Annotated in this window: 18 protein-coding genes; 3 read left to right on the top strand and 15 right to left on the bottom strand. The window is 69.2% G+C overall.

The features are described from left to right. Nucleotides 1-176: 176 nt before the first annotated feature. The 4 genes from ACNAW0_RS19010 to ACNAW0_RS18995 all read right to left on the bottom strand — a co-directional run bounded on the left by ACNAW0_RS19010 (nucleotide 177) and on the right by ACNAW0_RS18995 (nucleotide 10,827). Nucleotides 177-6,395: an RHS repeat-associated core domain-containing protein gene (locus tag ACNAW0_RS19010; protein ID WP_416289252.1), complete on the bottom strand. Its 6,219-nt coding sequence runs from the start codon at nucleotides 6,393-6,395 to the stop codon at nucleotides 177-179. Nucleotides 6,396-6,448: 53 nt separating this feature from the next. Beyond that, nucleotides 6,449-9,715, bottom strand: a complete 3,267-nt coding sequence (locus tag ACNAW0_RS19005) for a LamG-like jellyroll fold domain-containing protein (protein ID WP_416289251.1) — start codon at nucleotides 9,713-9,715, stop codon at nucleotides 6,449-6,451. 239 nt (nucleotides 9,716-9,954) lie between these two features. Further along, the gene (locus tag ACNAW0_RS19000; RefSeq protein WP_416289250.1) at nucleotides 9,955-10,530 is read right to left on the bottom strand and encodes an exonuclease; all 576 of its coding nucleotides are present in this window, start codon (nucleotides 10,528-10,530) and stop codon (nucleotides 9,955-9,957) included. Between the two features lie 120 nt (nucleotides 10,531-10,650). Further along, nucleotides 10,651-10,827, bottom strand: coding sequence for a hypothetical protein (locus tag ACNAW0_RS18995; protein WP_416289249.1), 177 nt, complete (start codon nucleotides 10,825-10,827; stop codon nucleotides 10,651-10,653). Between the two features lie 609 nt (nucleotides 10,828-11,436). On the opposite strand from ACNAW0_RS18995, the gene ACNAW0_RS18990 reads away from it, so the two are divergent. Together ACNAW0_RS18990 and ACNAW0_RS18985 are read left to right on the top strand one after the other, a co-directional pair. Beyond that, complete coding sequence (locus ACNAW0_RS18990) at nucleotides 11,437-11,853, top strand: hypothetical protein (RefSeq protein WP_416289248.1); 417 nt, start codon at nucleotides 11,437-11,439, stop codon at nucleotides 11,851-11,853. Between the two features lie 171 nt (nucleotides 11,854-12,024). Next, complete coding sequence (locus ACNAW0_RS18985) at nucleotides 12,025-12,399, top strand: hypothetical protein (protein WP_416289247.1); 375 nt, start codon at nucleotides 12,025-12,027, stop codon at nucleotides 12,397-12,399. Between the two features lie 43 nt (nucleotides 12,400-12,442). On the opposite strand, the gene ACNAW0_RS18980 is transcribed toward ACNAW0_RS18985, so the two are convergent. The 4 genes from ACNAW0_RS18980 to ACNAW0_RS18965 form a co-directional block, all read right to left on the bottom strand. Beyond that, entirely contained in the window at nucleotides 12,443-13,090 is a 648-nt protein-coding gene (locus ACNAW0_RS18980; RefSeq protein WP_416289246.1) for a hypothetical protein, read from the bottom strand. Nucleotides 13,091-13,288: 198 nt separating this feature from the next. Beyond that, a complete protein-coding gene (locus ACNAW0_RS18975) occupies nucleotides 13,289-13,933 on the bottom strand; it encodes a hypothetical protein (protein WP_416289245.1) in 645 nt (214 codons plus the stop codon). Between the two features lie 241 nt (nucleotides 13,934-14,174). Further along, complete coding sequence (locus tag ACNAW0_RS18970) at nucleotides 14,175-14,420, bottom strand: hypothetical protein (protein WP_416289244.1); 246 nt, start codon at nucleotides 14,418-14,420, stop codon at nucleotides 14,175-14,177. A 160-nt stretch (nucleotides 14,421-14,580) separates the two neighbouring features. After that, entirely contained in the window at nucleotides 14,581-18,204 is a 3,624-nt protein-coding gene (locus ACNAW0_RS18965) for an alpha-L-fucosidase (RefSeq protein WP_416289243.1), read from the bottom strand. Between the two features lie 496 nt (nucleotides 18,205-18,700). On the opposite strand from ACNAW0_RS18965, the gene ACNAW0_RS18960 reads away from it, so the two are divergent. After that, entirely contained in the window at nucleotides 18,701-18,904 is a 204-nt protein-coding gene (locus tag ACNAW0_RS18960) for a hypothetical protein (RefSeq protein WP_416289242.1), read from the top strand. A gap of 294 nt (nucleotides 18,905-19,198) precedes the next feature. Here ACNAW0_RS18960 and ACNAW0_RS18955 read toward each other — a convergent pair whose 3' ends face one another. From ACNAW0_RS18955 to ACNAW0_RS18925, 7 genes are all read right to left on the bottom strand, one after another. Next, nucleotides 19,199-19,384, bottom strand: a complete 186-nt coding sequence (locus ACNAW0_RS18955; protein WP_416289241.1) for a zinc ribbon domain-containing protein — start codon at nucleotides 19,382-19,384, stop codon at nucleotides 19,199-19,201. A 34-nt stretch (nucleotides 19,385-19,418) separates the two neighbouring features. Then, nucleotides 19,419-20,237, bottom strand: a complete 819-nt coding sequence (locus tag ACNAW0_RS18950) for an alpha/beta hydrolase (protein ID WP_416289240.1) — start codon at nucleotides 20,235-20,237, stop codon at nucleotides 19,419-19,421. A gap of 457 nt (nucleotides 20,238-20,694) precedes the next feature. After that, a complete protein-coding gene (locus ACNAW0_RS18945) occupies nucleotides 20,695-21,864 on the bottom strand; it encodes a low temperature requirement protein A (RefSeq protein WP_416289239.1) in 1,170 nt (389 codons plus the stop codon). A 791-nt stretch (nucleotides 21,865-22,655) separates the two neighbouring features. Beyond that, the gene (locus ACNAW0_RS18940) at nucleotides 22,656-22,838 is read right to left on the bottom strand and encodes a DUF5996 family protein (protein WP_416289238.1); all 183 of its coding nucleotides are present in this window, start codon (nucleotides 22,836-22,838) and stop codon (nucleotides 22,656-22,658) included. Next, nucleotides 22,813-24,954, bottom strand: a complete 2,142-nt coding sequence (locus ACNAW0_RS18935; protein ID WP_416289237.1) for a xanthine dehydrogenase family protein molybdopterin-binding subunit — start codon at nucleotides 24,952-24,954, stop codon at nucleotides 22,813-22,815. Before ACNAW0_RS18935 ends, ACNAW0_RS18940 begins: the two co-directional genes overlap by 26 nt. Further along, nucleotides 24,951-25,940, bottom strand: coding sequence for an FAD binding domain-containing protein (locus ACNAW0_RS18930; protein WP_416289236.1), 990 nt, complete (start codon nucleotides 25,938-25,940; stop codon nucleotides 24,951-24,953). Before ACNAW0_RS18930 ends, ACNAW0_RS18935 begins: the two co-directional genes overlap by 4 nt. Beyond that, complete coding sequence (locus ACNAW0_RS18925; RefSeq protein WP_416289235.1) at nucleotides 25,937-26,476, bottom strand: 2Fe-2S iron-sulfur cluster-binding protein; 540 nt, start codon at nucleotides 26,474-26,476, stop codon at nucleotides 25,937-25,939. The genes ACNAW0_RS18930 and ACNAW0_RS18925 overlap by 4 nt, the downstream gene beginning before the upstream one ends. Nucleotides 26,477-26,990: the final 514 nt, after the last annotated feature.

Here is a 26,990-nt window from a genome sequence, read left to right as displayed (position 1 = left end):
GACCTGCGATGGCCGGTCTATTGATCACGGGACGGTAACGGGCCGGTCCGCGGGATGACGTCGTCGCCAGGCGTGCGGTCGGTGGCGCACGGTCGGCAAGTGGGCGTGCCGCCACCACGCGCGGGCTCGCCGCCGGGGCGGGTGCGCCCCGGCGGCGAGCCGGTTGATCGGGACGGCTACCGGCAGGTACCTCTCGCGCACCTGGTCCAGATGGTCACGGTGTAGCTAAGGCCGACCGCCTTGATGCCAGTGTTTTCTGTACCGGCAAGGCCGCCCGCGGGATTGAGGCCGACCGAGACGTCCCAGTCCTCCCAAACGGGCAATCCGGTCTTTTTGCTGATGCCGTAACCGCCGCCCCAGCGGCCGACGCTTCCCGAGACGCTGACCTTCTTCCGACCGTGGGACCAGTGGGAGTAGGAGATGGACGGGAAGAGCGACGCCGCTCCCAACGCGGAAGGGCTGGTCATGTACGACACCAGAATGCTCTGCCTACCGTTCTGGATCTTGTATTTGAGGCATACGCGCGAAGTTGGCGGGCAGGCTGTCCAGGTAAATCCGACATGCTGGTGCAGGTGGTGGAAGAGACCGCCCTTCCGCGGTATCGGATCCTTGCCGCAGATCCGGGTGTACCCGACGTTCTGGCGCATGCAGTTCATCCACTTCTGCTTCTTGGCCCGCAGCGCGGCCAGCCGGGCCCGCTTGGCCGCCGCCTGGCGGCGCTGCTTGGCGGCGTGCTCCCGGGCCAACCGGCGCCTCTCGGCCGTGATCCTTTTCTCGTACATGTGGAGATCGCCGGGGTAGATCTTCTTGTGTTTCGGGTGGTAATGGTGGTCGCCGCTGCCGCCGTACTCGCAGCCGTCGCAGAAGTGAAGCCCGGACGAGCGATGGCCGCGCGACTTGTGCTTCTTCTTGTGGTGCTTCTTCTTGTGGTGCTTCTTCTTGTGGGAGGTGTTGTGGCCGCCGCACCCGTCGCAGTAGTGGCCGGTACCCGGGTCGTACGACCACAGCCCGTCCGGGTCGCTCTGCGTCATCGGGGTGTTGTTGGCGTACGCGTACCCGTTCATCTGCTGCGGGTCATCGTGGTCGATGATCGGGTCGACCGAGATGAACCGCCCGGTGTCCGGGTCGTACTCGCGGGCGCCGAGGTGGGTCAGCCCGGTGGACGCGTCCATCGTGCCACCGACGTAGCCCTTGGTGGTCGGCCAGGTCGGTGCCGCGCCGCGTTGTTTGCCGAACGGCAGGTAGCGGCGCTGGGTGACGGCGAGGTCGTCAGCGTCCACCGACAACTGACCGGTGCCCAACCGGTCGGCGGCTTCGAAGGACAGCCCGGTCGTGCCCCGCACCGCGGTGACCGAGCCGATCTTGTAGTAGCGGGTGGCGGACACCACCCCAGTCGATTTCGTCAGCTTCAGCTCGGTGCCGTCGAGGTAGAGGGTGACGGCGTCGGGGTCCCGGGCGATGAGCCGGTCGCCGTCCGCGTCGTACAGGTAATCGGTGCTCTTGGTTCCCTCGGTGACGTTGGTCAGCTCGCCCTCGGCGTCCCAGGTCAGCGTCTGGGTCGAGCCGGCCACCTTCCGCTGGGTGGTGTTGCCGCTGGCGTCGTAGCCGTAGCTGTCGGTCTGGCCGCCGGTGGTGACGGTGGACAGTGCGTGCGGGTGCGCCGACCCGGGTACCGGGTAGGTCGAGGTGCTGGTCGTTTCCGCGCCGGTGGTGGTGTCGTGGTTGGTTTCGGTGAGTCGGTTGCCGGTCTTGTCGTAGGTCCACGACTGCCAGTACGGGACCGGGCCGCCCACCACCGACGGGCTGGGCACCGCGGCGCAGTCGTCGGTGGCCGTCCAAGCGTCGGTGAGCCGGCGCAGAAAGTCGTAGCCGAAGCACTGGATGTCGGCCGGGCCGCCGACCGGCGTGTCGGCGACCTTGGTGACGTTGCCGGCCGGGTCGTAGGTGTAGTTGACGTCGGCCAGGTGGGTCGGCGCGACGTTGCGGTCGACCACCGACCGGGCCAGCCGGTGGGTGGCGTCGTCGTAGAACAACGTCTGCGCGAGCTGCTTCCCGGCGACCGCCTCCAGGTTGAACTGAGACGGCTCGCCGTACGGGGTGTAGCTGGCCCCGGTGAGCAGCTTCGCCAGCCCGGTCTGCGCGGTCTGCAGCCGACCGGTCCTGTCGTAGCCGTAGCGCAGGGTCTCCGCCGGTAAGCCACCGGCGGCCGGGTACGACACCGACAGCGGCAGCCCGGTGGCGGTGTAGCCGGTGTTGACCCGGTAGTTACCGGCCAGAGCACCCTCGACGGCCGGGATGGTGACCGTGCTGCCGAGCGGACGGTAGACCGGGTCGTAGCCGTTGATCGAGGTGGTGTAGGCGTTGCCGTTCACGTACCGGGTCTCGGTGGCCGGCTGTCCCCTCACCACCACGCCGCTGGCCAGCGTGTCGTACGTCCACCCGGCCCGCTTCGTGCCGGACGTCGACCCGTCGTACACGCCGGTCTGGCGACCCAGCGCGTCGTAGCTGTACGCCAGGGTCACGCCACGGGCGTCGGTGCTGGTCGCCAACTGGTCGGCGTCATCGTAGGTGTAGCTGGTGGCCCCCTTGTCCGGATCGGTGTCGCGAACCTTGCGGCCCCGCAGGTCGTAGTCGTAGCGCCAGACGTTGCCGGCCGGGTCGGTGACCGTCGCCAGCTCACCCGCCCGGGTGTAGGTGTACTTCGTGGCGTCGTAGCTGCCGGTCGGCGAGCCCGACGCGTACTGGCGAAGCTCCACCGTCCGCCCCTCGGCGTCGGTGAAGGTGCTGGTCGCGGTGTCCCCCGCCGGCGGATCCACGTCGATCCGGTCACCGCTGTTGGTGGTGGTGGTCCGCCACTTCTCCGCACCGTAGGACAGCAGGATCCGCGCGGTCTCCCGCTCGTCGCCGTCGTACACGTACCGGGTCTGCGACGCCACCGTGTTGTCCGCGACGGTCAACAGCGTGCCGCCGGCCGCCCCGTTGTTCCAATACGCGGCGGTGGATTTCGACATCAGGCCACGGGAGTCGTAGAAGGTGTCGGTGACCACCCGCCCACCGTCGGGGGCCGGCACCTGGGTCTGCCGGGCCCGCAACCGCCCGTCGTAGAGCGTGTACACCGAGTCGTAGCCGTTGTCGTCGCGCAGGGTCTGCGCGGTCACCACATTCGGCCCGGTGGTCTGGGTCAGGTAGGAGTACTTCAGGTTCGCCGGGTCGCCGGTGGACTTGGACCGGTCGGGCAGCCAGACGGCGGTGAGGCGGCCCAACGGGTCGTAGGCCAGGTCGCTGCGCCGGCCGTTCGGGTCGACGACCGAGGTCGCCTCACCCCAGGCCGGTTCCAGCGTGGTGGTCAGGACGTGACCCAACGGGTTGGTGACGGTGGTGGCGGTGGTCGGGCCACCGCTGGTCGGGGTGAACGCCGTGGTGGTGACCCGGTCCAGCTCGTCGTAACGGGCCAGCGTACGGCCGTAGCTGTCGAACGTGGAGCGGGTCGCCTGCACGTACACCGGGGTGGAACCCGAGTACGAGGCCAGCTCCTGGGTCAACGTCTCGTCGCCCCTGGTCGGCGCGGTGCCGAAGGTGGTCGACCCGTCGTAGAAGGTGCGTACGTCGGAGAGCACGTCGGCCGGCCGGGACGGGGTCACCGAGCAGGCCACCTTGACCCGCTCGACGCGTACCTCGAAGTCCATCATCCAGGCATCGGTGTTGCGCGCGTACGTGGTCCGGTTGCACTCGTCGTCCGCCGACGTCGAGGTGTCGCCCAGGTCGTCGACCTGGCTGGGCAGCCCGTACGAGTCGAAGGTGGTCCGGGTCTCGGTGCGCCGCCAGCCCCCGGACGACACCGCGAGCCGGGAACGCTCCCTGCCCACCCCGACCAGGTACGCCTTCCTGGCCCCGTGGGTGGCTGTGGGTGCCGAGATCCACGGATCGTCTATGTCACCGTCGAGGACGGCGCCGCCCACCCCGTCGTAGGTGATCGACTCCCGGGTGAACCCGGCCAGGGCCGGATGGTCGGGGATCGCGACGCCCTCCGAGTCGGTCACCGAGACGCTGCGGGTGCCGCTGGTCAGCGCGTCGCCGTCCATTCCTCGCAGGTAGGTCGTCTCGTGCTGGGAACGCACCTCGTTCGGCGCGCCGTGGGTGACCCGGACCTTGCCGTAGCCGCGCCACTCGCTCCAGGTGCGGTACTTCGCCGGGGTCAGCTCGTTGTCGTCGTGGTGCCAGGCCCCGCCGCCGAGGTACTCGTAGTCGGTCTGTTCGATACCGGCGATGCCGGACTGGTCATCCTCCAGCACCTGCACCGCGACGTACTTGTGGAACCAGTCCAGCTGCGGCGTGGTCGCCCCCTCCGGCGTCCAGTAGCCCGGGAAGCAGCGGCTGGTGTTCGAGTCGGGCTTCGGCGCCGCCGCCCGGGTGCACTCCCTGGCCGAGTAGTTCACCCGTACGTGGCCGCCCGACTCGTCGTAGACGTCGGAGAGCCGCCACTTGATCATCGGCGGGATGCCCTCCTGGGCGTCCACCCGGTTCTCCATCTGGACGCCCTCGAAGGTGACGGCCGGCTCCGCCAGGCTGCCTCCGACCTTGCCGGTGTGGGTGACCGAGGCCAGCCACAACGCCGGCGTGGTGCCGTCGCCCGGATCCCGGAACTGGTAGCCCAGCGCCCACGAGTCCACACCCCGGTAGGTCGTCCCGGAATCCAGCACCTGCGTGGTGACGTTCGCCAACCGCTTACGCGACCAGAACGTCGGCGCGTACAGGTTGGTGCAGGTCGCACCGGCCGCGCAGGCCTGGTCGTACGGCACATCCGGCCAGTTCTTCGCGGTGTCCCTGGTGATCGCGCCGGTGCCGCAGGTCGCCCCGGCCGCACAGCGCTCCTCGACGTCAAACACCACCCGCATCGGCGCGGACGCCGAGTAGATGGTGTCCGACCGCTGGCCGTAGTCGATCCGGCTCAGGTAGCCGTCCCGGTGGTACGCGGTGCCCGCGCTGGCGGTCATGTTACGGCCGTAGTAGTTGGTCGCCGTGGTGTAGAAGTACGACATGGCGTTGCCGTTCGGGTCGACCACGTAGTCGAGGTTCCACCGCCACGCCTGCGTGCAGTACGACGCCGCGAAGGTCGACGCGTGGCACGGCTCTCCGGCGTCGTTGCCGAACACCGGCGCGGTCCACGCCGAGTTCGTCACCTCCTTGCCGGTGCTCCAGCCCGGCAACCGGTTGAGCCCGAAGAAGTACTGCGTACCGTCCCGGACCGTGAGCTTCCAGTACTCGCCGTCGTTGTCACCGTTGCTGGCGCCGGTCAGCCGCTCCACCCGGGAGCCGTCGTCGATACGCAGCCGCCAGGCGCCGGTAGTGTCGTCCTTCACCAGCTCGGTCGTGTTTCCGCCCAGGGCGATGAACGCGTTGTCGGTCTCCCAGCACAGGTCGTACGGCTTCGGGCTGGACGTGACGTCGTCCGAGCACGACTTGTAGCGCCGCTCGATGAATCCCTCGTCGAGATTCCAGCCCTCACCCACCCAGGACGCCTGGTTGTTGGTGGACGCGACACGACCGTCGACGCTGCCCGACGCGTAGGCCAGGTCCAGGTCCGGCACCGGGCCACCGAACGCCGGCGGCGCGTCCATCGGGTACGACCAGGTGAAGTCGCCCGCCGGTCCGCCGGCCTCCCAGGACGACGACGCGGACAGCGGCGTCGCCTGGTAGCTGCCGGCGCTGCCCGACGGGGCCGCGGTCGCCGCCAACACGGTCGCGTTCGTGCCGACCCCAACGTCCGTGGTGAGCCGCCCGTCCCGTACCGCGTTCCGGGTGGGCAGTTCGGTCACCGACCGGCACTCCGGGCGCTCCGGCGCCGTCAGGGCACACTCCGGCAGCTGGACCAGGCGCAGCCGGGACGCCCAGTCCCCGCCGTACGCGAAGCGGAACGAGGAGTAGTCGACCTCTACCGAAGCCCGGCCGGTTCGGGATCCACCAACCGTGAAGAGCAGGCCGGAGACGCCGGCCCGGTCGGTGGCGGCCCGGTCCAGGACCCGCACCCGTACCCGATCCGGAACCGTGTCGGCCGCCCTCGTCCGGTCACCGCCGGCCGGTTGACCCACCCGTACCGGCAGCAGACCCGCCCGCGTCCGGCGCGTCCCCGCATCAGCCCGGACGAACACGTCCGCCGTCCCCGCGCCCGGCCAGTTCACCGCCGGCGCCGCACGCAACACCGACCGGTCCCCCGGATCCGCCGGCTTCAAACGCGCGACGTGGTTACGCCCGGGCACCGATCGCTCCGCCTGCGCCGCCGTCCGCCACGGCGCTGGCGCGGCGGCCGCCGGCGACGCGACCAGCACGCTGGCCACGAGCGCCGCGGCCGTCACTCCCGCGACGCGCCCCCGGATTCTCTTCCAGCTGATCTTCACGGGACCCACCTGGCTTTCACGGTCTGCCTCCTACTGGGGTTGGCGTTGGCGCTCTACTGGGGGAAGGCGATAGCGCTGTAGCTGTCGAAGATCTCCTGGTCGGAGAGCACCCCCGCGTACACCCGCACCTCGTCGATCCCGCCGGTGAAGTACTGCGGGAAGGACACGTTGGGGGCCTGGCCGCGGCCGATGAGCAGGCCACCGCCGGCGTTCCAGGCGCTGGCGTGGGCCGTCTCGGCCACCGCCTGGCCGTTCACGTAGAGCCGGAGCTGGTGGGTCTGGGCGTCGTAGACGGCGGTCAGTTGCGCCCAGGTCCCGGTGATCGGGGTGTCGAACGGGTCGACCGCCTCCCGCAACGCCGAACCGGACGCGTCGCTGGCCGAGGTCCGCACCGACCACAGGTACATCCCGTAGTCGTCGCTCCACGAGTAGCCGAGGTTGAACCCGGACACCGCGCCCCCGGACTGACTGACCGCGATCCCGTTCCTGGTGAGGCTGTCCGGGCGCACCCAGGCGGTCACCGTGTAGCTTCCGTCGGTACGCACGGCCGGGCCGGACGCGGTCAGCACCCCGCTGATGCCGTCGACCGCCACGGCGTTGCCACTGACCCCGGCGGTCCGGGACACGCCGGTGGACGACCAGGTGGCCGGGTGGCCGCCCGCCGAGTCCGCGGCGGTCGTGCCGGTCGTCTCGTCCAGCTTCCAGTGCCCGGCGAGCCGGGGCACCTGCTGCAACTCCCCGGGCAGCAGCACCCGGTCGTACGCCTTGACGGCGTCGATGTCACCGGCGAAGTACTCGCCGAGGACGCTGTTCACCTTGGACCGGCCGATCTGCAGCCCGCCGGCGCCAGCCCAGGGGAAGGTGAAGGCGGTGGTCGCCTCCAGTACGCCGTTGACGTACAGCCGGATCTGCTGGGCCGGCGCGTCGTACACGCCGGCCAGGTGGGTCCAGGTGTCGACCGCCGGCACCGTGGTGGAGACGGCCCGGGTGTAGTTGTCGGCGTCGGCGTCGGCCGGCGTCCGGTTGAAGATCCAGTGCTTGTAGTAGCTGGAGTAGTAGAGCGTGAAGGTGCTCGCGTGGGCCCCGACCTGGGTCAGCGCGACGGAGTTGTGCGAGAGGTTGGTGAGCCGCACCCAGGCGCTGACCGAGAACGACTTCATCGCGTCGACGACCGGTCCGGCCGTGGCGGCGTAACCGCTCACCCCGTCCAGGTGCAGGGCGCCGCCTTCGACGCCGTTTGACCAGGTGGCACCGCCGCCGAGGGGCGCGTTGCGGGCGTTGGCCGTGGAGTCGACCGCGACGGTGCCGTCACCGGTCTCGTCCAGCGCCCAGTCCCCGACCGGTCCGGGTGGCGAGCCGGCGTAGAACACCACGGTCGCCACCTCGGACCGGTTCGACGCCGTGTCCACCGACCGGACGTGCAGCCAGTTGACGAACCGGTCCGGGGTGACGGTGATGGTCACCGACTCGCCCTCCGCGGCCGGGGCCGCCTTCTTGTCCAGCGCGGTGGCGGCGCCGTTGAGCGTGTACTCGTACGAGGCGATGTCCGCCCCGCCGTTGGCGCCGATGGTCACCGAGGAGTTGACTCCCATCACCGCGTCGCCCTCGGCACCGTCGGGAAACGCGGTCGAGCTCACCGTCGGGATCGGCGGCACGGTGGTGTCCACCTGGAACTCACACCACGTGCTCCAGGCGCTGTTGTCGGTGCCGTCCTCGGCACGGACCCGCCATTTGGCGATCGAGCCGTTGACGAACGCCCCGGACGGTACGGCCGCCGCGACCACCGTCGGGGTCTTGCCGGCCACCGACGGGGAGGTGTACGAGCCGACCGGCGCCGTCCCGTCCACCGCCCACCATTCGAAGTGCGCCTTGACCGCGTTGTCCACGTCGCTGACCGTGGCCCGCAGGGTGGGCTTGGTCGTGCCGAGCATCAGCCGCCCGGCGCCGGTGGTGCAGGTCGCCGACCCCTCGGTGGTGAGGTTCGTCGGCGCGCCGGGAACGGTGTTGTAGGTGATGGTGATGGACGGGGTGCTGCGGAACTTCTTCCAGGACAGGGTGTCCTTGTTGGTCTCGGCGGTGCTGGAGGCTCGCAGTCCCTGGGTGACGTTGCTCCAACCGCCCGCCGCCGCGTTGACGACCTGCCTGGTCACGTCGAACTCCACGCCACCGGCCGGGCAGCTCGACGAGTAACCCTTCGCGAGGCTCTTGTAGTCCATCCGGTAGGACCAGGTCGGCTGGTTCTTCCAGGTCGTCGACGACGAGATGGGGTTGGTCGCCCACACCTCCACCTGCCGTGCCGTGCAGGAGCGGGACCACACCTCGAAGGTCTGCAGCGTCGCCTTCAGGATGTGCTTGCCCTTGATGCCCGTGGTGTCGAACCGGAAGAACGAACGGGTCAACTTGCCGTCGGTCGCGTCGTAGCCGACCCGCCCCACTTTTTCGGTGTCGTTCGCGCCGTTCCAGAACGAGGTGGTGGAGAGGTTGCTCCACACCTGCGTCCAGGCGAGCTTGGCGCCGGACCAGGACGGGTCGATGTAGACCGGATACCTGGTGCCCGGGGCGGTCAGCAACTGCCGGTCCGGCACCAGGGCCAGCTCACCGGGGTCGACCGCGACCCGCATCGACCGGACCCGACCACCCGGCACCCGCCGGGCGTCCGTGCCGCCCGACGAGTCCCACATGTACGGCGTGGGCGCCTGGAACACCGCGCGCCCGGCCTGGTCCGTGGCGGCCAGGCTGCCGTCTGCCGCCGCCCGCACCGCCAGCCCCTTGGTCGTGGTGCGCAGCCGCACGGTAGCCAGTGCGGGGTTCGCCGCCGCCTGCGCCGACTTGACCACCAGCAGTTGCGAGAAGCCCTCCGTGGTCGCCCGCAGGGTCAGGTTGACCCCGGGCAGCACTTCCGGATAGGTGGCCGTGTCGCCGGTCAGTGTCGGGGCGGGCAGCCGCCCCGGCCAGTGCAGCGCCAGCTCGTTGCCGTCCCGGCGCAGCCGTACCAGGGGCCCGTCGCCGCCCGCGGAGAAGGCCATGTCCAACGTGGTCGCGCCCGGCATGACCGTCCCGCCGGCGGCGGGCCGCAGCGTGGTGTCCACCGGCGCCCAGCTCGCGCCGCGGCGGACCCGTACCGGCTCTACCGACTGCTCCAGCGTGAAGGTGCCGTTCGGGTTGGCGAAGACCTGCTGCCGTTCCGTCCTCAGGGCGGTGGCCTCCACCCGTACCCCCGAGGCCACCGCTGCCGCCCGGGCGCCCGCTTCGTCCATCTCGCCGGGACCGGACGGCGCCGCGGATACCGCCTGCGGCACGGCCACGAGGGCTGATCCCACGGTCACCATACTGACCAGTGCCGCGAGTGCGGCGGAAAAGCTCCGGGCAGGCATCGCAGACCCCTTCCACAGACATCGAAGTGTCCGCAGCATGTAGGGGCCGGCCACCGCCACGCCATCACGCCGGCATCACGGTGGTCATCCAGCCTGCTCGGGGCGACACCGGCCGTTCTGAGTGGACGGACGGCAATCGTTCCAGGTGGGCTGGCGGCGACGCGGTGCGAGCGCGCCGGATGGTTTCAGCTCACGTCGGGCACCGGGCCGTCGGGCCGGCTGTGCAGCACGGCCTCGAAGACCTTGGCCAGCTCGGCGGCGTCCTCCCCGGCGTGGTGGGTGTGCGGCAGATCGGTGAGGCATAGCCGATGCTTGATGCTGCCCTTGCGGGACGCCGACCACTCGCAGCCGGTAAGTCCCATCCAGTAACTGCGCAGGTCGATACCGGCGCCGGTGGCGCTGAACGGGCTGTGGCCGGCGAACCGCACGAAGTACCAGTGCACGAACATGCCGTCCCAGACCGCCGGCCCGGCGAGGAAGACCGGGCGCCCGAGCTCGCGCAGCCCGTTGATCCAGCGGGCGGCCGCCGTCATCGCGTTCTCAGCGCTCGGCGCCTCGCGCAGCAGCCGGTCGCGGTCCAACCCGGACACCGCCAGGGCCGCCGGTACGAAGTCGTCCGAGATCGGCCGCAACTCGGTGTAGAAGGTCAGCTCCGGCCGCCCGACGACCGCCATGCCCAACGAGATCATGCTGTACGGACCGGGGATCGGTCCGTCCGCCTCCACGTCGGCGGCGATGTAGAGCTCGGGCAGTCGCGACATGATCCGGACCATACCCAGTAACCGCCGCACGTCCATACCATTTCCGCCGAGCTCGGCCACGTGTGCCGATCATCCCACTGCCGACAAGCCGGGACCTGACCGGCGGCGTGCGGACGCCGGTCAGCCGGCCGCCAGACCAGCGGAACTCACCAGCTCCGGCACCGTCCCCTCAAATGCCGGCAGCATGGTCAGCGCCAACGCCCACGCCTCCGGACGTCCCGCGAGGTACTTCCGCACCAACGCCGACAACTCGGCCCGGTACGCCTCGTCGCCCGAATGGCCGCCGTCCTGCGTCACTCTTGGCGCTGGCCGCTGAACAGGCAGACGTCATCCGGCGAGTCGGACGGGGCGAGATGGCTCCTGGGGAGGTTCGCGACGGATACATCTTCTTGGCCATACTCCTCGTGCTGATTTGGCGTCTGGCCTTCCACCCACGGGTCAAGCTCGAAGCGGGACAGATCGAGGTACGCAACCCCGTGGGGCGTCACCGCTTCGCGCCGCTGGGGACGTTCAGGGCTTCGAGATGACGGGGTCCGGCCTGCGCTTTCAGCTCTCCGACGGCGGTCGCCCTTACGTTTTCATCTTTCAGAACACTAGATACTTCCGCGCACCACGTTGGTTCGATCTCGCCGAGGCAGTCACTGGGCGGCGTCCAATACTTGAATCGGACCAGTGACCGCTTCGGTGTGAAAGAATGATCACTCGTCGATGAGCTGGGCGAGCAGCCGGGATGAGCTGCCGGAACGGTCCACCATCGTCCGTGGGCGTCCGGCGTTGGCCGCCCCGGTCGTCACCCAGTTGGTCACCCAGCCGGGATGTCAGACGTTGAAGCGGAACTTACCGCTGCGGGCCGATGAGTATGAGGGCTCATGCACCCGGCCGGCGTGGCCGGGAGGATCAGGGACCATGACGACGCATTCCCAATCGGTACTGCCCGACGCACAACGAACCCTGCTCGGCGGCCTGCTCCTGGCGGCGGCGACGGTCGGCACCTGGCTCGCCTGGCTGAGCTGGAACACCGGCTACCGGGTCGATCCGGAGACCGGCGCGCGCAGCGGCCCGTACGCGGTGTGGCAGGTGGCCGGGTGCGTGCTGACGCTTGCCGTGGTCGCCGCCGCCGGTGGCTGGTGGCTCAGCCCGTGGCTGGTCGCGCCGGTGATGGCGGTCGCCTTCACGGTTCCCTGGGCCGTGCAGGCCGCGTCGATCGATGGCAGCGGGCTGTGGGCGGTGGGCGCGACGTTGGTGCTGATCGGCACAACGGCCGGCAGCGGGGTGGTCAGCCTGGGTACCCACCTGCTCCACCGGCGACTGACCAGCTCCTGACCCTGCACCGCCGCCGCGGTACCTACCCTCACCTGCCCAGGTCTTTGCGACCGCTCACCTAAAGAGGCTTCGCCTCGGACCGCCGAGGCGGGTGGTCGCTGCAGGTGGTGACGTGCGGGGTCGTTGACATTCATCCTGGATGCTATCGATGTCGCTCTGGGAGGTGCCCCGATGGCGGCTTCAGTGTCCACGGTCAATGACTTGCTCGATGGGCATGTCGGGCTGGACATCGAGTGTCTGGACCGCATCTACCTCAACGGGTACGTGCCGAATCTTCAAGTCGGGGGGCAGGTCGTCACGTTCCTGACCCGGCACCTGGGCAAGCCGATCCCGTCACCTGCGGTTTTCGAGCAGATGGGCAACCGGTTCCGCCGGGCGGTGACCAGGTTCGCCGAAGCGGGCGACATCCCTGTCGTGCGTTTCGGTAAGGACGACCGGAAGATCGACGTGATGCGCCCCTACCAGGATCGACTGGCCGTGCAGGGCCATTGCGGGGCCAGGCCACCCTGCTGTAGCAAAGAAGCGGTGTGCGGCCCGCTTCTGTAGCGGACCGCACACCGCTCCTGCCGCCCAGCCCTGGGCGGAGCGTTCAGCTTGCCTGATTCGCGCAGACGGCGTACGCGGTGTAGCTGTCGGTGGAGGCGGCGTTGTCGGTCTTCGTTGTTCCGGCCTGCCAGCCAACGAGAACACCGCCGCTCATCTTGGGTTTCCCGACGGCGTCGCCCTCGGCCCATCCGAACAGCGCGACCTTTCCGCTGGGGCACTCGGCCACCGCGACGTCGAGGCGGTAGATCGAGACCTGCATGTAATAGTCGCAGACGCCGAATACGTTGCGCCCGCCGCACTCCCAGCGTTCCTCCACGTGTTGCGCCGAGGTCCCCTTGGCGACAACCTCGTACCCGCTGATGCCGCCTGCGGGGCCTTGCGGGCCGGCGGGGCCTTGGGGTCCGGTCGGGCCCGGGGCTCCGTCGGCGCCTGCCGGCCCCGTGGGTCCGGCGGGACCGATTGAGCCGGTCGCCCCGTCGGCGCCTGCCGGTCCTTGTGCGCCATTAGCGCCGGCTGGCCCGATCGTGCCCGGAAGGCCCGCCGACCCGGCCTGGTTCCAGGTGAACGCGACCTCGTTGGTCCTGCATGCCACGTCGGTGGCGACTACCCGGACCTGACCGTTCTCGCTGTTGGCGCAGGCGTGGATGACGCCGGCGTCGTCGACGGGCTTGAACAGCACGGAGCCCGCCACTGCCGAGCCTGCGCTGATCGCGACGATCGCGACGGCACCGGCGCCGATGAGCAGGGCGCATCTGCGTCGGGAAAGCATTGATAGTCCTTTCGATCGGGCATTGCGGGATGCCGGTAACACTCGTGGTCCGGCCATCCGGGCGTAAGGAACAGGTGTCTCAATGGGACGGAATCGTGCGCGACCGCCGGAGCGGGAGGATCACGCCGCTGCGCTGACCGCCCCCCGCTCGATGGTCGCGGAAGCGGGCTGCGTACGCCCACGCACGGCGACGACGCCGATGGCGAACAGCGCTGCGAAGAGGACGCCGGCGGGCAGCAGGAACCAGGCGCCGGGCAGTCCGACGGCGCCGACGACACATGAGAGGATCAGCCCGACCCCGATCCACCAGGGCAGCGTCCGGGCCCTGAGGATGGCGATGCCGAGGCAGATCGAGCCGACGACCAGGGCCAGCAGCGCGATACCGCCGAAGATGGCGAAGCCCGACGGTTCCTCTGTGGGAAGGCCGCCGTGAGCGATCAGGTACGGCTTGACGAACGCCTCGGTCGTACCCTCGCCGATGTTGAGCATCACTAGCGAAGCGAATACGCCGGCGTAGCCGATGGCGTGCAGCTTCGGCGCACGTCCCGCGAAGGTCAGTATCACCGGCAGTCCCAGCACGATGATGACGTTCCCGACCAGAGCGACTCCCTCGAACAGCGGCCAGTTCTGGTAGCGGAACACCTCTTCGCCGCTGCCGGGCGCGAGCAGATTGGCGGCCAGGTAGCCCACCATCGTGAGGATTGTGCCGATGATGAGCGCCCATCCGCCAAGGCGCTTCACGTTTATGGTCATGGTCTCCTCCACGAGTTACAGCGCCCCGCGCTGCGTGTGATGCCGCCCCTCGGCGGCGCGCGTTCAGCATCGGACGGGCGGACCCGTGGCGTCGTCGTACCGCAGTCGGCACCGGGTCATCCCACGGTCGCGGATCGGGCTGCCGGAATACGACCTCCGGATGACGCCATGCCGGTACGGCTTAACGGATTGTGTGAAGGCATCGCTGAACTCGCCAGCTGCGGCAACTACGTCGACCAAGTGCTGCTCGGCGTTAATTCGTCGGGGGTTGGGTCCAGGCGGTGGGGTCGTTGAGGTAGAGGCCGCAGGCGCAGTCGAGTGCTTCCTCTTCCTCTGCGGTGCCGGCGGTGTGGCCGCTGGGCAGGTACGAGTCTTCGTATCCGTCTTTGCTGGCCAGGTAGATCGCGAAGCCCCACTGGTTGGCGTAGCCGCCGTAGCGCAGCCGGAACAGGGGCAGGGTGGTGCCGTCGGCGAGTCGGCCGTCGACATAGGCGAACACGCCGCGGTAGCGCACCGACACCAAGGCCCCGCCGGCGACACCAAACCTCAGCGCGTCGCTTGTTACCAATGCCCTCTTGACGCCTTCACAGACCCGCGCCCGGACCACGACAGCGCCGGATGCGGGTGTCACCCGCATCCGGCGCTGCGATCGTCGCCGATCAGGCCGGCGCGATCTCGATCCCGCCGCCGCCCTGACGGTGCCCGTCGCTGCGGCCGGCGCGGATCACGACCTCCACCTCGGCGCGGGTCCCGTCGGCTCCGGTCGCGACCAGCAGGTGGGTTCCCGGGGCGATCCCGGCGATGCGGAGCGTGACCGATCCCGCGCCGTCGGCATCCGTCGTGATCGTGCCACGGGGGCGGGCGGAGTCCTCGAACCCGACGGCCACCTCGGACTCGGCGGCGAAGCCGGTGACCGACACGACGACGCTGTCTCCCACCTCTACCCGGTCGGAGTCGACGACGACGTCGGCCGGGCTGTCGCGGAAGTCGAGTCGCCAGCCCTGCGCCTCGAGACCAGCGAATACGTCGCGGGCGGTGCGGTCGCCGAAGGTGGGCGGCACGCGGCCGTCGTACAGATCGACGACGATCGGCTCGTCCACGGTGCCGTAGCCCCAGAACGGGGTGTCGGAGTCGGCGCACGTCGTGCCTGCACGCAGGTGCACGGCCGCGCCCGGCGCGAGCTCCGCCTCGCGGAACTGCTCCAGCGACGAGAACGGACGCTCCTGCGAACCATCGCCCGCCCGCTCGGCGGTGCAGTCCAGCCACACCTCGGAGAGCCGGCCCGGGTCAGCGGTCAGGGTGGGGTGAAGTGCCAGCTTCGCCAGGGCGAATGAGCCGCGCGCCGAGTCGACGACCACACGGAATCGCTGTGCGGTGGTCGGTGCGCTGAGGGTGACGATCCGGCTGACACCGATCGTGCCCGCGGCGCCCACGCGCTTCCACGCGCCGTCGACCTCGGCCTCGATGTGGAAGGCGTCGACCGACTGCCCTGCGACATCCACACCCTCGGCGAGGGTCACCCGGGTGACCGTCTGCGGGGTGCCCAGGTCGATCGCGAAGGTCGAGGGAGCCCCATCGCCCTTCCACGCAGAGCGTCGGCTGCCGTCGGTGAGCGCGGTCGTCGCGCCGTCGGGTGCCTCCACGGGCAGGCCGAGGGCGAGGTCGGCGCCGAAGGCCTTGCGGCGCTCGGCCGCGAACGACTCCAGTGCGTCGACGGATGCCGGGGCGAACGATCCGTTCACCGTGGGCGGGTTGTTCAGCAGCATCACCGAGTTGCGGCCCACGGTGTTCAGGTAGTGGTTCAGCAGCGTCGGTCCGCTCTTGGGCGTGTCGGTAGGGTGTGCGAACCAGCCCTGGGTGAGCTTCATGTCGGACTCGGTGGGCCACCAGTGCAGGGCGTTCGCCCCGCCGCGGGAGCCAGCGATGAGCGTGTCCGTCGAGCCGACCTGCTCGAAGGACCCGCCCGCGACGACGCCGATCTTGCCGCCGTCCGCGGGAACGCTCACGGCCATCGGCGCCCACTCATTCTGGCGCGCGGTGCCCGACTCATTTCCGACCCAGCGCACGTCGCGGCCGCCGACGGCGACGACGGCATTCGGCTGCAGCTTGCCGATCAGATCGTAGAACGCCGGGTAGTCGAACAGCTCCTGCTTCTCGGTGTTGCCGTTCGAGCCGTCGAACCAGACCTCGTCGATCTGACCGTACTGGGTGAGGATTTCGTACAGCGAGTTCAGGAAGTACGCGCCGTAGTCGGTCGCCTGGTAGGTGAAGGTAGGGATGTCCTTGCCGGCGCGGTCATCGCCTTCGACGAGGGTGGGGATCGTGCGGGTGGACTTGGGGCTGCCGTTGCCGAAGCGTCCGACGAGCTCCTCATGAGAGTCCGCCGGCGACATGTACAGTCCGACCTTCATGCCGTACTTGCGGGCGGCATTGGTGAACTCGCGCACGAGGTCGCCCTTGCCGCCCTTCCACGGCGTCGCCGCGATGTCGTAGTCGGTGTAGCGCGAGGGGTAGAGCACGAAACCGTCGTGGTGCTTCAGCGTGAGGATGGCCATGCGGTGACCGGAGTCGCGCAGAGTCTTCATCCAGCCGTCGACATCGACCTCGCCGGTCGGGTCGAACCGCGCCGGATCCTCGGTGCCGTGGCCCCACTCCTGGTTGTAGAAGGTGTTGATACCGAAGTGCAGGAACGCCGTGAGGCCCAGCTCCTGCCAGCGCAGCTGCTGCGGCGTCGGACGCACCAGCGTCGACTTGGCGATGACGTTGGCCGGGCAGTCGTCGACCGAGATGCTGACGTAGTTGCCGGGTTCGATGTCGGTGATGTCGGCGCAGGGGATGACGGGCTTGAGCTGCTGGAACTCGAAGGCCTTGGCGCTGAACGGCTCGGTGAGCAGTGCGAAGCGAGCCCGGTCGATCGAGCCAATGAACGCGCGGCCGCCGATGTTCGGGATCTCGTTGCCGAACGCCGCGGTGCCCGTGTAGCCGGTGTTGCGGGTGGAGCGCTCGGCCGCGGTGACCTTGGGCAACTCGACGCCGTCGAGCCAGGCGATCACCTCGGCGCCACCACCGTCGAGCGGCTGGTACGCGACCGAGAGGATGTGCGCCTTGCCCGTGGCCGGCAGCGCGACCGTGCTCATGTGGTCGACCCACGTGCCCGACTTGTTCGAGCTGAACCCGTACTGCAGGCCGCCCGCGCGGTAGCGCGCCGAGAAGTTGCCGCCGACCGCGACGAGCGTCGCAAGGTCCTTCTGCGCGGCGTCCGCGGTGAACTCGACCTCCGTCACAAAACCGGCGTCGAGAGTGGTGCCGGCGAAGGGCGTCTCGGATGCCGTGAAGTCAGCCGCCTGTCCGGCGCTGGCAAGCACCAGCCGGCCCGATGAGAGGGTGGCACCGTTACGCACGGTCAGCGACCCGTCGACGGTCTCGCCGAACACGGCGGAGTAGCTCGTGCCCGATAGCGATCCCGAGAATGCGGTGTTCAGCAGGCTCTTGGCTGCCGGTGCCGGCTGATAGGTGTTCTGCTCCGGGCTGTACGCGGTCAGGCCTGATGCGACGCGCACGCGGTGCAGGTCGCCCTTGTAGCCGCGGTTCCCTGCGGCTGTGTGCACGTCGTTGCCGAAGCCGAACGAAGCCGCCGCGTAGTCGTTGATCCGCGCGGGTGCGGATGCGATGACGGGGGCGAGCACGACGCCGTCGAGGGCGACGTGCAGCTCCGCTCCTGCGCCGACCCGGATGTACTGCACCGACAGGTCGTGGTCCGCACCGCCCGCGGGGGCGGGCGCAGTGAGGCTGTGCTTGGTCCAGGTGCTGCCGCTGAGCGAGTCGAACCCGTAGTGGAGCATGCCGTTCTCGATGCGGACGAACAGGTTCCCGCCCACGGCGAACAGCGTCGCCATGTTCACCTGCGAGCTCTGCGGCTTGACCGACAGCTCCGCGACGAATCCGGTCGTGGGTGAGGCGCCGGCGAGGCTGAACGCGGAGGCATCGAAGCGGATGCCCTGCGTGCCTCCGTCGAGGGCAACGCCACCGCCGGGAATCTGCTCCTCGGCGCCGTTCATGCGGTGCACGGCGCCACGCATGGTCTCACCTTCGACGGTGGTGTACGCCGTCGTGCCGACCAGCGAGCCGGCAAAGGTGATGTCGAGGTCGTCGGTCTCGGCGGCGGATGCCGCGCCGGGGGTCACCAGCGCTCCGATGACCACGGCCGCGGTGACCGCGGCGATCGCGCCGCGGACAGTTCGGGCAGCGGACCGCCCACAGTGAGGGGTGAGGGGGACACGCATTCCTTCTGCTCCGTTGCGTCGAAGGGTGAGTTCACGGAGACGGTAACAGTCATCGGATGTATGGACCAGAGAAAGGAATAGAACCTTTGATTCTTTGGCTCCAATCGATCATTTCATCGGGTCTTTACTCAGTTTTCGGGCCCGCCCCGCTCACGGGGTGGGGCCCGACCCGCAGCAGCTGCGAGCCGGACCCCACCGACCGGCGGTCGACGCGCTCAGCCGTTGGACGCCTTCCAGGCACCGCTCACGGTGCCGGGCTTCTCGTTCCGCGTCGGGCGCGTGGCGGTGTACCGGGCGCGGTCGTACATGACGGCGTCACCCTTCACGAAGGAGCGGCTCGGCGTCCAGAACGCGGTGTCACCGGCTTCGGCTGCACCTGCTGGACGGCGGCGCGAACCCGCTCACCCTGGTCGGCCACAAGGACGTCCACGACGACCCGGGTTTTGACGTCTGGCGCGACACGTCAACGCTCTACCTACGCGTACTCGGCGGCCACGTGGCACCGGACGGCGATGCCGCCGCCCCTACGGTCGCCAGCGGCATCGTCACCATTCACCTACCGGACTTCCTGCGCCAGCTCACCACGTTCCGGACGCACGGGCCGCAACGGGCGCACGCGCTCGAGCAGTTCGGCCGGCTGTTCCTCGGCGAACTCTGGGATGTTTACGGCAGGTCGTCGACCAGTGCGGAAGCCCGGTGACGAAGGCGCGCCGCGGGCGAACAGGGCCAGGCGTACCCGGGTTGGGACTGCCGGTCTTGGTCATCAGGCTGGTGATGTGGGGCGCTCATCGTCGGTGGACCACACCTACGGCGAACACTCGATCAATACGCTCGCCACTACAACGGGCGGCGTCCGAATCAGGCGCTGCTCGTGAAGATCCCAGGGCGGGGATGTCTTTTGGATCTTGCATGTTCGAAGCCGGGCGGGTCAGCTTCTCGGCCCTGAAGCTGAAGGGCCGAGCTTGCAGATCGTGCCCAGTGCTGGCTGCACCGTTCACGCCGCGTTCGGCAGGCTGACGGCTGCCCAGTCCGCGGCACCGCGTGTGGCGATGTTGCGGGCTGCGTTCACGTCGGCGTGCTCAGCGAAGCCGCACGACGTGCATCGGAAAGTGGACTGGCCGGTTGGCTTTGGCGATGTGCCCGCAGGCCAAGCAGCTTCCCGGACTGGCTGTTGACCCACGATCGACGGGCCGAGCAGCGGTTGGTCAGCCCTGTCACGTTCGCGCGTGGCTCGTCGCCCACTCGAGCGCGTAGTCGGCCACCTGCTCCCAGCCAGGCTCGACACCGGTGAAGTGTGAGCGGTCCGGAAACTCGTAGGTCTCAGTCGTCGCCTCGGAGTTGCGGTATTTCTTCGCGTTCGAGCGGATCACCGAGGGCGGCATCAGGTGGTCTTTGCCGCCAACGATGAACAACAACGGAGCACGATCGTCCAGGTCGTAGTCGACCCAGGTCTCCTGGTGGCCCGGCCTCCAGTTGGCTGTCAGGCCATAGGTCCAGACCCAACTGCCGGGCGCCGGGATGTGGAGGCGGTCGTACGCGGCGTCGGACTCCTCCCGGCTGACCGTGTTGGCGAAGGCATAGTGGAACTGCTCCTTGGTGAAGCCCACCGCGCGGTGCCGGTTAGCCGGGTTCTTGAGGATCGGGAACAAGGACTTGGTCTGGGCCGGCGGGTTCACCCGCACGCCCTCGGGTGGCGCCGAGTCGATCACCACCGCGGCGGCGCCCAACCCGCGGTTCACTAAGAGTTGGGTGAAGGTCCCCCCGAAGGAGTGGCCCATGATGATCGGCGGACGGTCCAGGCTCTCGACCACCTCGCTGAGATGGTCGAGCGTTGCGGGAACGGAGGCCTCGGCGATGACCTCGGGTCTCTCCCGCAACGCCTCTACCTCGATCTCGAATCCCGGGTACGTCGGCACGAAGACCTCATGGCCCTTCGCCCGGTAGTGCTCCACCCAGCGGTCCCAGCTTCGGGCGGTCATCCAAAGCCCGTGGATCAGCACGATCGGCAGGGCATTGGTCGTCGGCTCGCTCATGATGCTCCTTCGGAAGGGCTGCAGCAATCGTCGGAACCCTCAGACAGCGGTAACCTCACGCCGCAGGGATGAAGTCGCGGCCCGCCGGCGCACGCTCTGCACCGCCTCCGGGTCGCCGGTCGCTCCCGTGAAATCCTAGCCGTCCGCACACCGGCCGGAAGCGGAAGCGACGTGAACGCCGGAAGCGTCGTCAGTTCGGCGCATCTGGTCACGGACGGTTACGCGCTGGCCCGGCCGGCTGCTGATCGTTGTCACCCATCAGGTGAAGCCGCCGTGTCACCCATCAGCCGGAGTCGGACAACCAGCCGCCGGCGATGCCTGGTCTGGTGACCGAAGCCCTCACCGCCTAACTGACCGGCGTAGCGACTAGCCCCCGACTAGCCCCCTTGGGCGCGATGGGTCGAACAGGCTGAGCGGGCACCGTTCGGGCGGGCGGCCACCGATACCGCAGGAAAGCTCATCGATAGCCTTTAGTGGCCTTGACGATCTGCGGGCTGACCACGATGGCGTACCCGACGAGAAGCGCCGAGGTGAGCCCGAGCAGCAGGCCAGGTTCGGTAACCACCAGCGTCACCACGATGGCCAGCGTGATTCCCACCAGGCCAACGATGAACCGGCGCCGGGGCATGCGACCGAGAGCGAAGCGGTGCAGACCCAACCCGCACAGCATCCACGTGACGATCGACCCGCCCAGCACGAGTCGCGCGTTGAGCGGCATCTGACGCGACTGACCGATCTCGTACACCACTACACCCAGCGCCCAGCCTAGGAAGAGCACGGCGGCCCCAGCGGGTGAGTGGAGATAGGCGTAGCCCTGACCGCTGCCCAACTGCGGCACGGCGAGCCTGCTGTTCACATAGGTGGTGTAAATCCACCAGATGCTGGCTGGCAGAAGGAAGGCCGCAAAGGCGGCGGCCACCACGCGGGCGGGCGGGTGGGCGGTGGGTACCGCGTCACGCAGGTTGGTCAACGTGGCGCCGAGCAGAATGATGGTGAACTGCCCCAGCCGTTCAGGCAGGTGGGTGCTGTGTACGGGATGGCGGCGGAGCCGGCGGCGGCCGAGCCACGGGGTGAGCAGCTCGATAGCCAGGGCGGTGATCCACACTGCCGGTCGCGCGGCCGGGGAGATGGCCAGTGACCCAGCCCAGAGCAACCACCCGGTACCGAATCCGGTGAGATAGACGGCGACCAGATCCCAGGCGGACCGATCGGCTGCGAGGACTCGCAGGTACATCAGGAGCAGACAGCCACGCACGATCAGGTACCCGACTGGCAACAGCAGCCCGGATGGCGCCTCCGGCACACCGAGGGTAATGGCGCCAGCACCAACCGTCGCAGTCAGCACGAGCAGTCGGTGCAGAGTGTCGTCCGGGTCGTAGCGGGTGTCGTAGAAAGACTGGCCGATCCATGACCACTGGATGAGCACGTAGAGCACGACGGCCACGACGAGCTCTGCTGCACTCGGCGATGCCCGAGTGTCCAACCGTGCGGTCACGCCCAACAGGGCCAGGACGAATACCAGGTCGAAGAAGAGTTCAAGCCAGGTGGCGTGCCGCTCTTCGTTCAGCTCCGGCCCGCCGGGATAGCGTAGCCCCAGCAGACCGACGGTACGGGACAGCCGGGTCAACCTGCCACCTCCGGCCAATCGCCCACCCCCAAGCCGTCACTACCATTGGTAATCATTCACCTAACGGGTCGTGCCACCATGTCGAGACCCACCCTGCTGCACTGGTTCCTGCTGCGGCTGAGCTAGTTGCGCAGCGTCTCGTGGTCGACACCCGACCCCGGGCCTACGTCCCGGATCGTTGCGGCAGGAAAACGAGCACCAGGCCGGCATTGCCGCAGCGCTCGACGGCACAGGCACCCGATCCAGCGGTCCCCCCGTCAGGCTCTTCTCCGATGGGCCGACTGGTGGCACCCGTCCCGCGTCGTCTGACAGCCGGGGCAGCCATTCTCTAATGGCAGTGAAGTCGAAATCTGTCCAGCGCTGCGGTGCGAGCACACCGGCGCGGTTGCGCATGAGTCTTGCCTGCCAAAGGCAGCCGCCAGCCAGGATCGCCTTCTCGGTCAAGCACCAAGATCGGCGCATCGGCCATCAAAGACACCCCCTTCTCGGCGAGCAGCGCGACGACCGGTCGTCGCCGCGCACCACAATATCCGCGCGCCTCGGCCATCACCCCACCCTTGCGCGCGTTCGCAGATTTGCTGTCGACCACCACGCGGGGGGCGCTCGGTCTCCTGAGCGGCCGAGCCGGGCAGCTGCCAACAGCCGGCCCGCCGCTGTTCCGCAGGCAGTCGCCGGAGCAGGCACGGTGACGGCGTCATCCGCCGGGCCGCTGGTCGCCGCCCTATCTGGCCGGTAGATGACCTTGCCGGTCCATCGGCACGACGGACACCGGGTCACCTTGGTGCCGGCGGTCAGGGTGCGTACTGGGTGCGCAGTTTGCTGGTATCCCAGCCGGCGCGGCGGGCGCCGGCCTGGTAGGCACTCTCCAGGAAGGCGAGGACCGTCGCGCGGGGGTCGGCGGCGGCGCGGGCGTCGTCGTACGTCAGCAGCGCGAGGTGTGCCGCTGTGTCACATGGCAGCGGCAGGCAGGCCATGACCCGGGCCGGGAGGCAGGAGCTTGTCCAGGGTGATCGGCAGGTCGCGGACCCGGACGCCGGTGGCGTGGTGGACGGCGTTGGCGATCGCCGCTGCCGCGCCGACGATGCCGATCTCACCGACGCCCTTGGTCCCCATCGGGTTGACGTACGGATCCTCCTCCTCGATGAAGTGCACCTCGATCGCGCCGACGTCAGCGTTGCTGCTGACGTGGTACTGGGCGAGGTCGTGGTTGACCACGTGACCGAACCGGGGATCGAGGACGCTCTGCTCGTGCAGGGCCATGGACAGGCCCCAGGTCATTCCGCCGAGCAGCTGCGAACGGGCGGTCTTGGGGTTGACGATCCGGCCGCACGCGAACACCCCCAGCTGCCGGGGTACCCGTACCTCGCCGGTCTCCTCGTGTACCCGCACTTCGGCGAACTGCGCGCCGAAGCTGTGCATCGCGTACTGCGTGAGGTAGGGATTCTCCGGCATATCGGCGGTGACCTCCAGCCCGTAGGCCGGCACCGTACCGCCGTGCTCGGCGGCCAGCCGCTGGCGCAACTGGTCGGCGACCGCGCAGATCGCCGCGCCCCAGCTGGTGATCCCCGACGATCCGCCCTCCTCGGTGGCCGGCGGGTACGCGGTATCCCCGATTCGCAGGTCGACCTGCTCGACGTCGACCTGCAACGCGTCGGCGGCGACCTGGGTCAGCGCGGTCCGGGTGCCGGTGCCGATGTCCGCGGCCGCGATCAGCACGACGTAGCGGCCGTCCGGGCCGACCCGGATGGTCGCCTTCGACCCGGGCAGCCGGAGCACCGGGTACGACGCGGCGGCCACCCCGGTGCCCACCAGCCAGTTCCCCTCGCGACGCGCCCGGGGGGTGGGGTCGCGCTGCTCCCAGCCAAACCGGCGTGCACCCTCGCGCAGGCAGGCGACCAGGTTACGGCTGGAGAACGGCAGGCCGAAGTGGGGGTGCACGTCCGGCTCGTTGCGGATCCGCAGCTCTATCGGGTCCAGGCCGCAGGCTACGGCCAGCTCGTCCATTGCCGACTCGAGCGCGAACATGCCGGACGCCTCCCCGGGCGCCCGCATGATCGTCGCCGTGGGGACGTCCAGGTCGGCCACCCACTGCCGGGTACGACGGTTCGGTGCGGCGTACATGCCTGGGGTGGCTCTTGTGCTGTGCTCGACGAACTCCCTGACCTTCGAGGTCTGCTCGATCGAGTCGTGGTCGATCGCGACCAGCCGCCCGTCGCTGCCGGCGCCGAGTCGGACCCGCTGGATCGTCGGCGGCCGGTAGCCGGTCTGGGAGAACGTCTGCTGCCGGGTGAGCGCGAACTTCACCGGGCGACCCGGCACGAGCCGAGCTGCCATCGCCGCGAGCACGACGTCGGCCCACGGATAGACCTTCGACCCGAACGCGCCGCCCACGTGTGGCGAGATCACCCGTACCCGGTCGGGGGCGAGCCGGAACGCACCAGCTATCGCGGCCTGAATCCGGTTCACCCCCTGCGTCGACAGGTGCAGGGTGAACCGGCCGTCCGCCCAGCAGGCGATCGTCGTGTGCGGCTCCAGCGCATTGTGGGTGCACCAGGGGGTGCTGTAGGACTGATCCACTCGGACGGCCGCCGAGGCCAGCGCGGCGTCGACGTCACCCTCGGCGGTGCCCATCGGGAAGATCGGCATCACCTCATTCGGCACCCGCAGTTTCTCCCGGTGGGCCCGCACCTCGCCCCGTAGGTCGACGTTATGGGGCCGCGCCTCGTAGTCCACTCGGACCAGGCTGGCGGCGTGCCGGGCGACCTCCGAGGTCTCCCCGATCACCGCAGCGACGAACTGGCCCCGGAAGGCGACCTCGTTGGACTGCAGGATGCGCAGGTCACCGTTGTCAGTGGCGACTCGAGGCGCGTTCTGGTACGTCAGCACGGCCAGCACGCCCGGCTGGGCGCTCGCCTGGCTGCAGTCGATTCCGGTGATCCGGCCGGCGGCGACGGTGCTCTGCACCGCGAACAGGTACGCCGGGTGCTCGACCGGCTGCTCGAAGGCGTACCTGGCCAGACCGCGGACCTTCTCCGCGCCGTCGAACCGGTCCAGCGCCTGGCCCATGGCCCGGGGCGTGATGGTGGTCATCGCAACCCCTCGGTCAGATCCAGCAGCGTACGCACCATGGTGTTGCGAGCCAACGGGACCTTGAACGCGTTTCCCGGCAACGGTCGGGCGCCGGCGAGCTCGGCCTCGGCGGCCTGGCGGAACCGCTCCTCGCGGGCCGATCCACCGCGCAACAGATCCTCGGCCCTGATCGCCCGCCACGGCTTGTGCGCCACCCCGCCGAGCGCCACCCGTACGTCACGCACGACGCCATCCGCGACGTCGATCGCCGCGGCCACTGCGACCAGCGCGAAGGCGTACGACGCCCGGTCGCGGACCTTGCGGAAGGACGAGCGGGTCGCGAACGGCAGCGGCGGCAGGTCGACCGCGGTGATCAACTCACCGTGCTGGAGCACGGTGTCCCTCTGCGGTTCCGGCCCGGGCAGCCGGTGCAGCTCGGTCATCGGGATCACCCGTTCCCCGTCCGGCCCCTCGGTACGCACCACCGCGTCCAGCGCGGCCAGCGCGACGGCCAGGTCCGACGGATGGGTCGCTACGCACTCCGGGGAGGTGCCGAGGATGGCGAGGTCGCGTTGGTGACCCTCGATGGCAGAGCAGCTGGTCCCGGGTTCGCGTTTGTTGCACGGGGTGGTGACGTTCTGGAAGTACGGGCAGCGGGTGCGCTGTAACAGGTTCCCGGCGGTGGTGGCGAGATTGCGCAGTTGCCCGGATGCTCCGGACAGCAGCGCCTGGGAGAGCATCGGATAGCGTCGCCGGATCAGCGCGTCGGCGGCGAGTTCGCTGTTGGGAGTACCAGCGCCGATCCGTAAACCGCCGTCGGGCAACTCCTCGACCCGGTCGCAGGTCAGCCGCCGTACGTCGACCAGCAGGTCCGGACGGGCTACGTCGAGCTTCATCAGGTCCACCAGGTTGGTCCCCCCGCCGAGGAACGCTCCGTGCGGCGCCTCGGCGAGCAGCGCAACAGCGCCGGACACACTGGCGGCGCGCTCGTAGCGGAACGGCCTCATCGCCGGGCCGCTTCCTGGATCGCCGGCACAATGTTGGCGTACGCGGCGCAGCGGCACAGGTTGCCGCTCATCCGCTCGCGGACCTCGTCGTCGGTCAACATCACCACGGCCGGGCCGTCACCCCCGCCACTGCCCATGCCAGCAGGCTGGCCTGCCGTCACCGCACTCGGCCAGCCGACCTCGGCCTCCCGCAGCATGCCGACCGCCGAGACAACCTGACCCGGCGTGCAGTAGCCGCACTGGAAGGCATCGTGGCGGATGAAGGCATGTTGCATCGGATGTAGCTCACCGTCCGACGCCAGCCCAGCGGACGTCACAATCTCCGCACCATCGTGCGCCACGGCAAGCGCGAGGCAACTGTTGACCCGCCGGCCGTCGAGTAGCACCGTGCACGCACCGCACTGCCCGTGGTCGCACCCCTTCTTGGCACTGGTGTTACCCAGCCGCTCGCGCAGCGCGTCGAGCAGCGTGGTGCGGACATCCACGGTCAGTCGGCGCGGGGCCCCGTCCACCCGGATGTTGACTTCGACTTCCATCCTCGCGGACCCCCGGTACCGTCCAGCCAAACTGACGGGGTCGAGACTAGCCAGGACAGCCCGATATGTCGTAGAAACAGGAGGATCGCCTGATAGCACCGGGCACACTCCGGCCGTGCCGCAGGTGGTCGCGCACCGTCGAGCGGCCGACACCTCCCCGGTGCCGGCCGGTCCCGACGTGACCCGCGCCGCTCGGGCCTTGGCGGCCCTCCCACGCGGGCCATCACGGAGGCGAGCGTCGGCAGCCATTCAGCGGTCGGCGAGGCTTGAGGCACTGTCGTCAGTGGTCTAACCTCAGACCTGCAAATCGAGCACGCTTAATGGTTACTCGTTCAGGCTTGCTGTCGTGCGACGGCCAACGAGGAGGCTGCCATGGTGGACGCAGAAAACAGTCGGGCCACAACGGCTCGAGGCGAACTATCGCGGAGGAGGTTTCTCGAGGCAAGCGTGGGTGGGGCCGCCGCCATGGCGGGCTGGTCCCTGCTGGGTGGCCGCGCCGCTGCCGCCACTTCTA

It is taken from the genome of Micromonospora sp. SL1-18 (assembly GCF_047921505.1).
Lineage (GTDB): Bacteria > Actinomycetota > Actinomycetes > Mycobacteriales > Micromonosporaceae > Micromonospora.
This window is presented reverse-complemented; position numbering and strand designations above follow the sequence as displayed.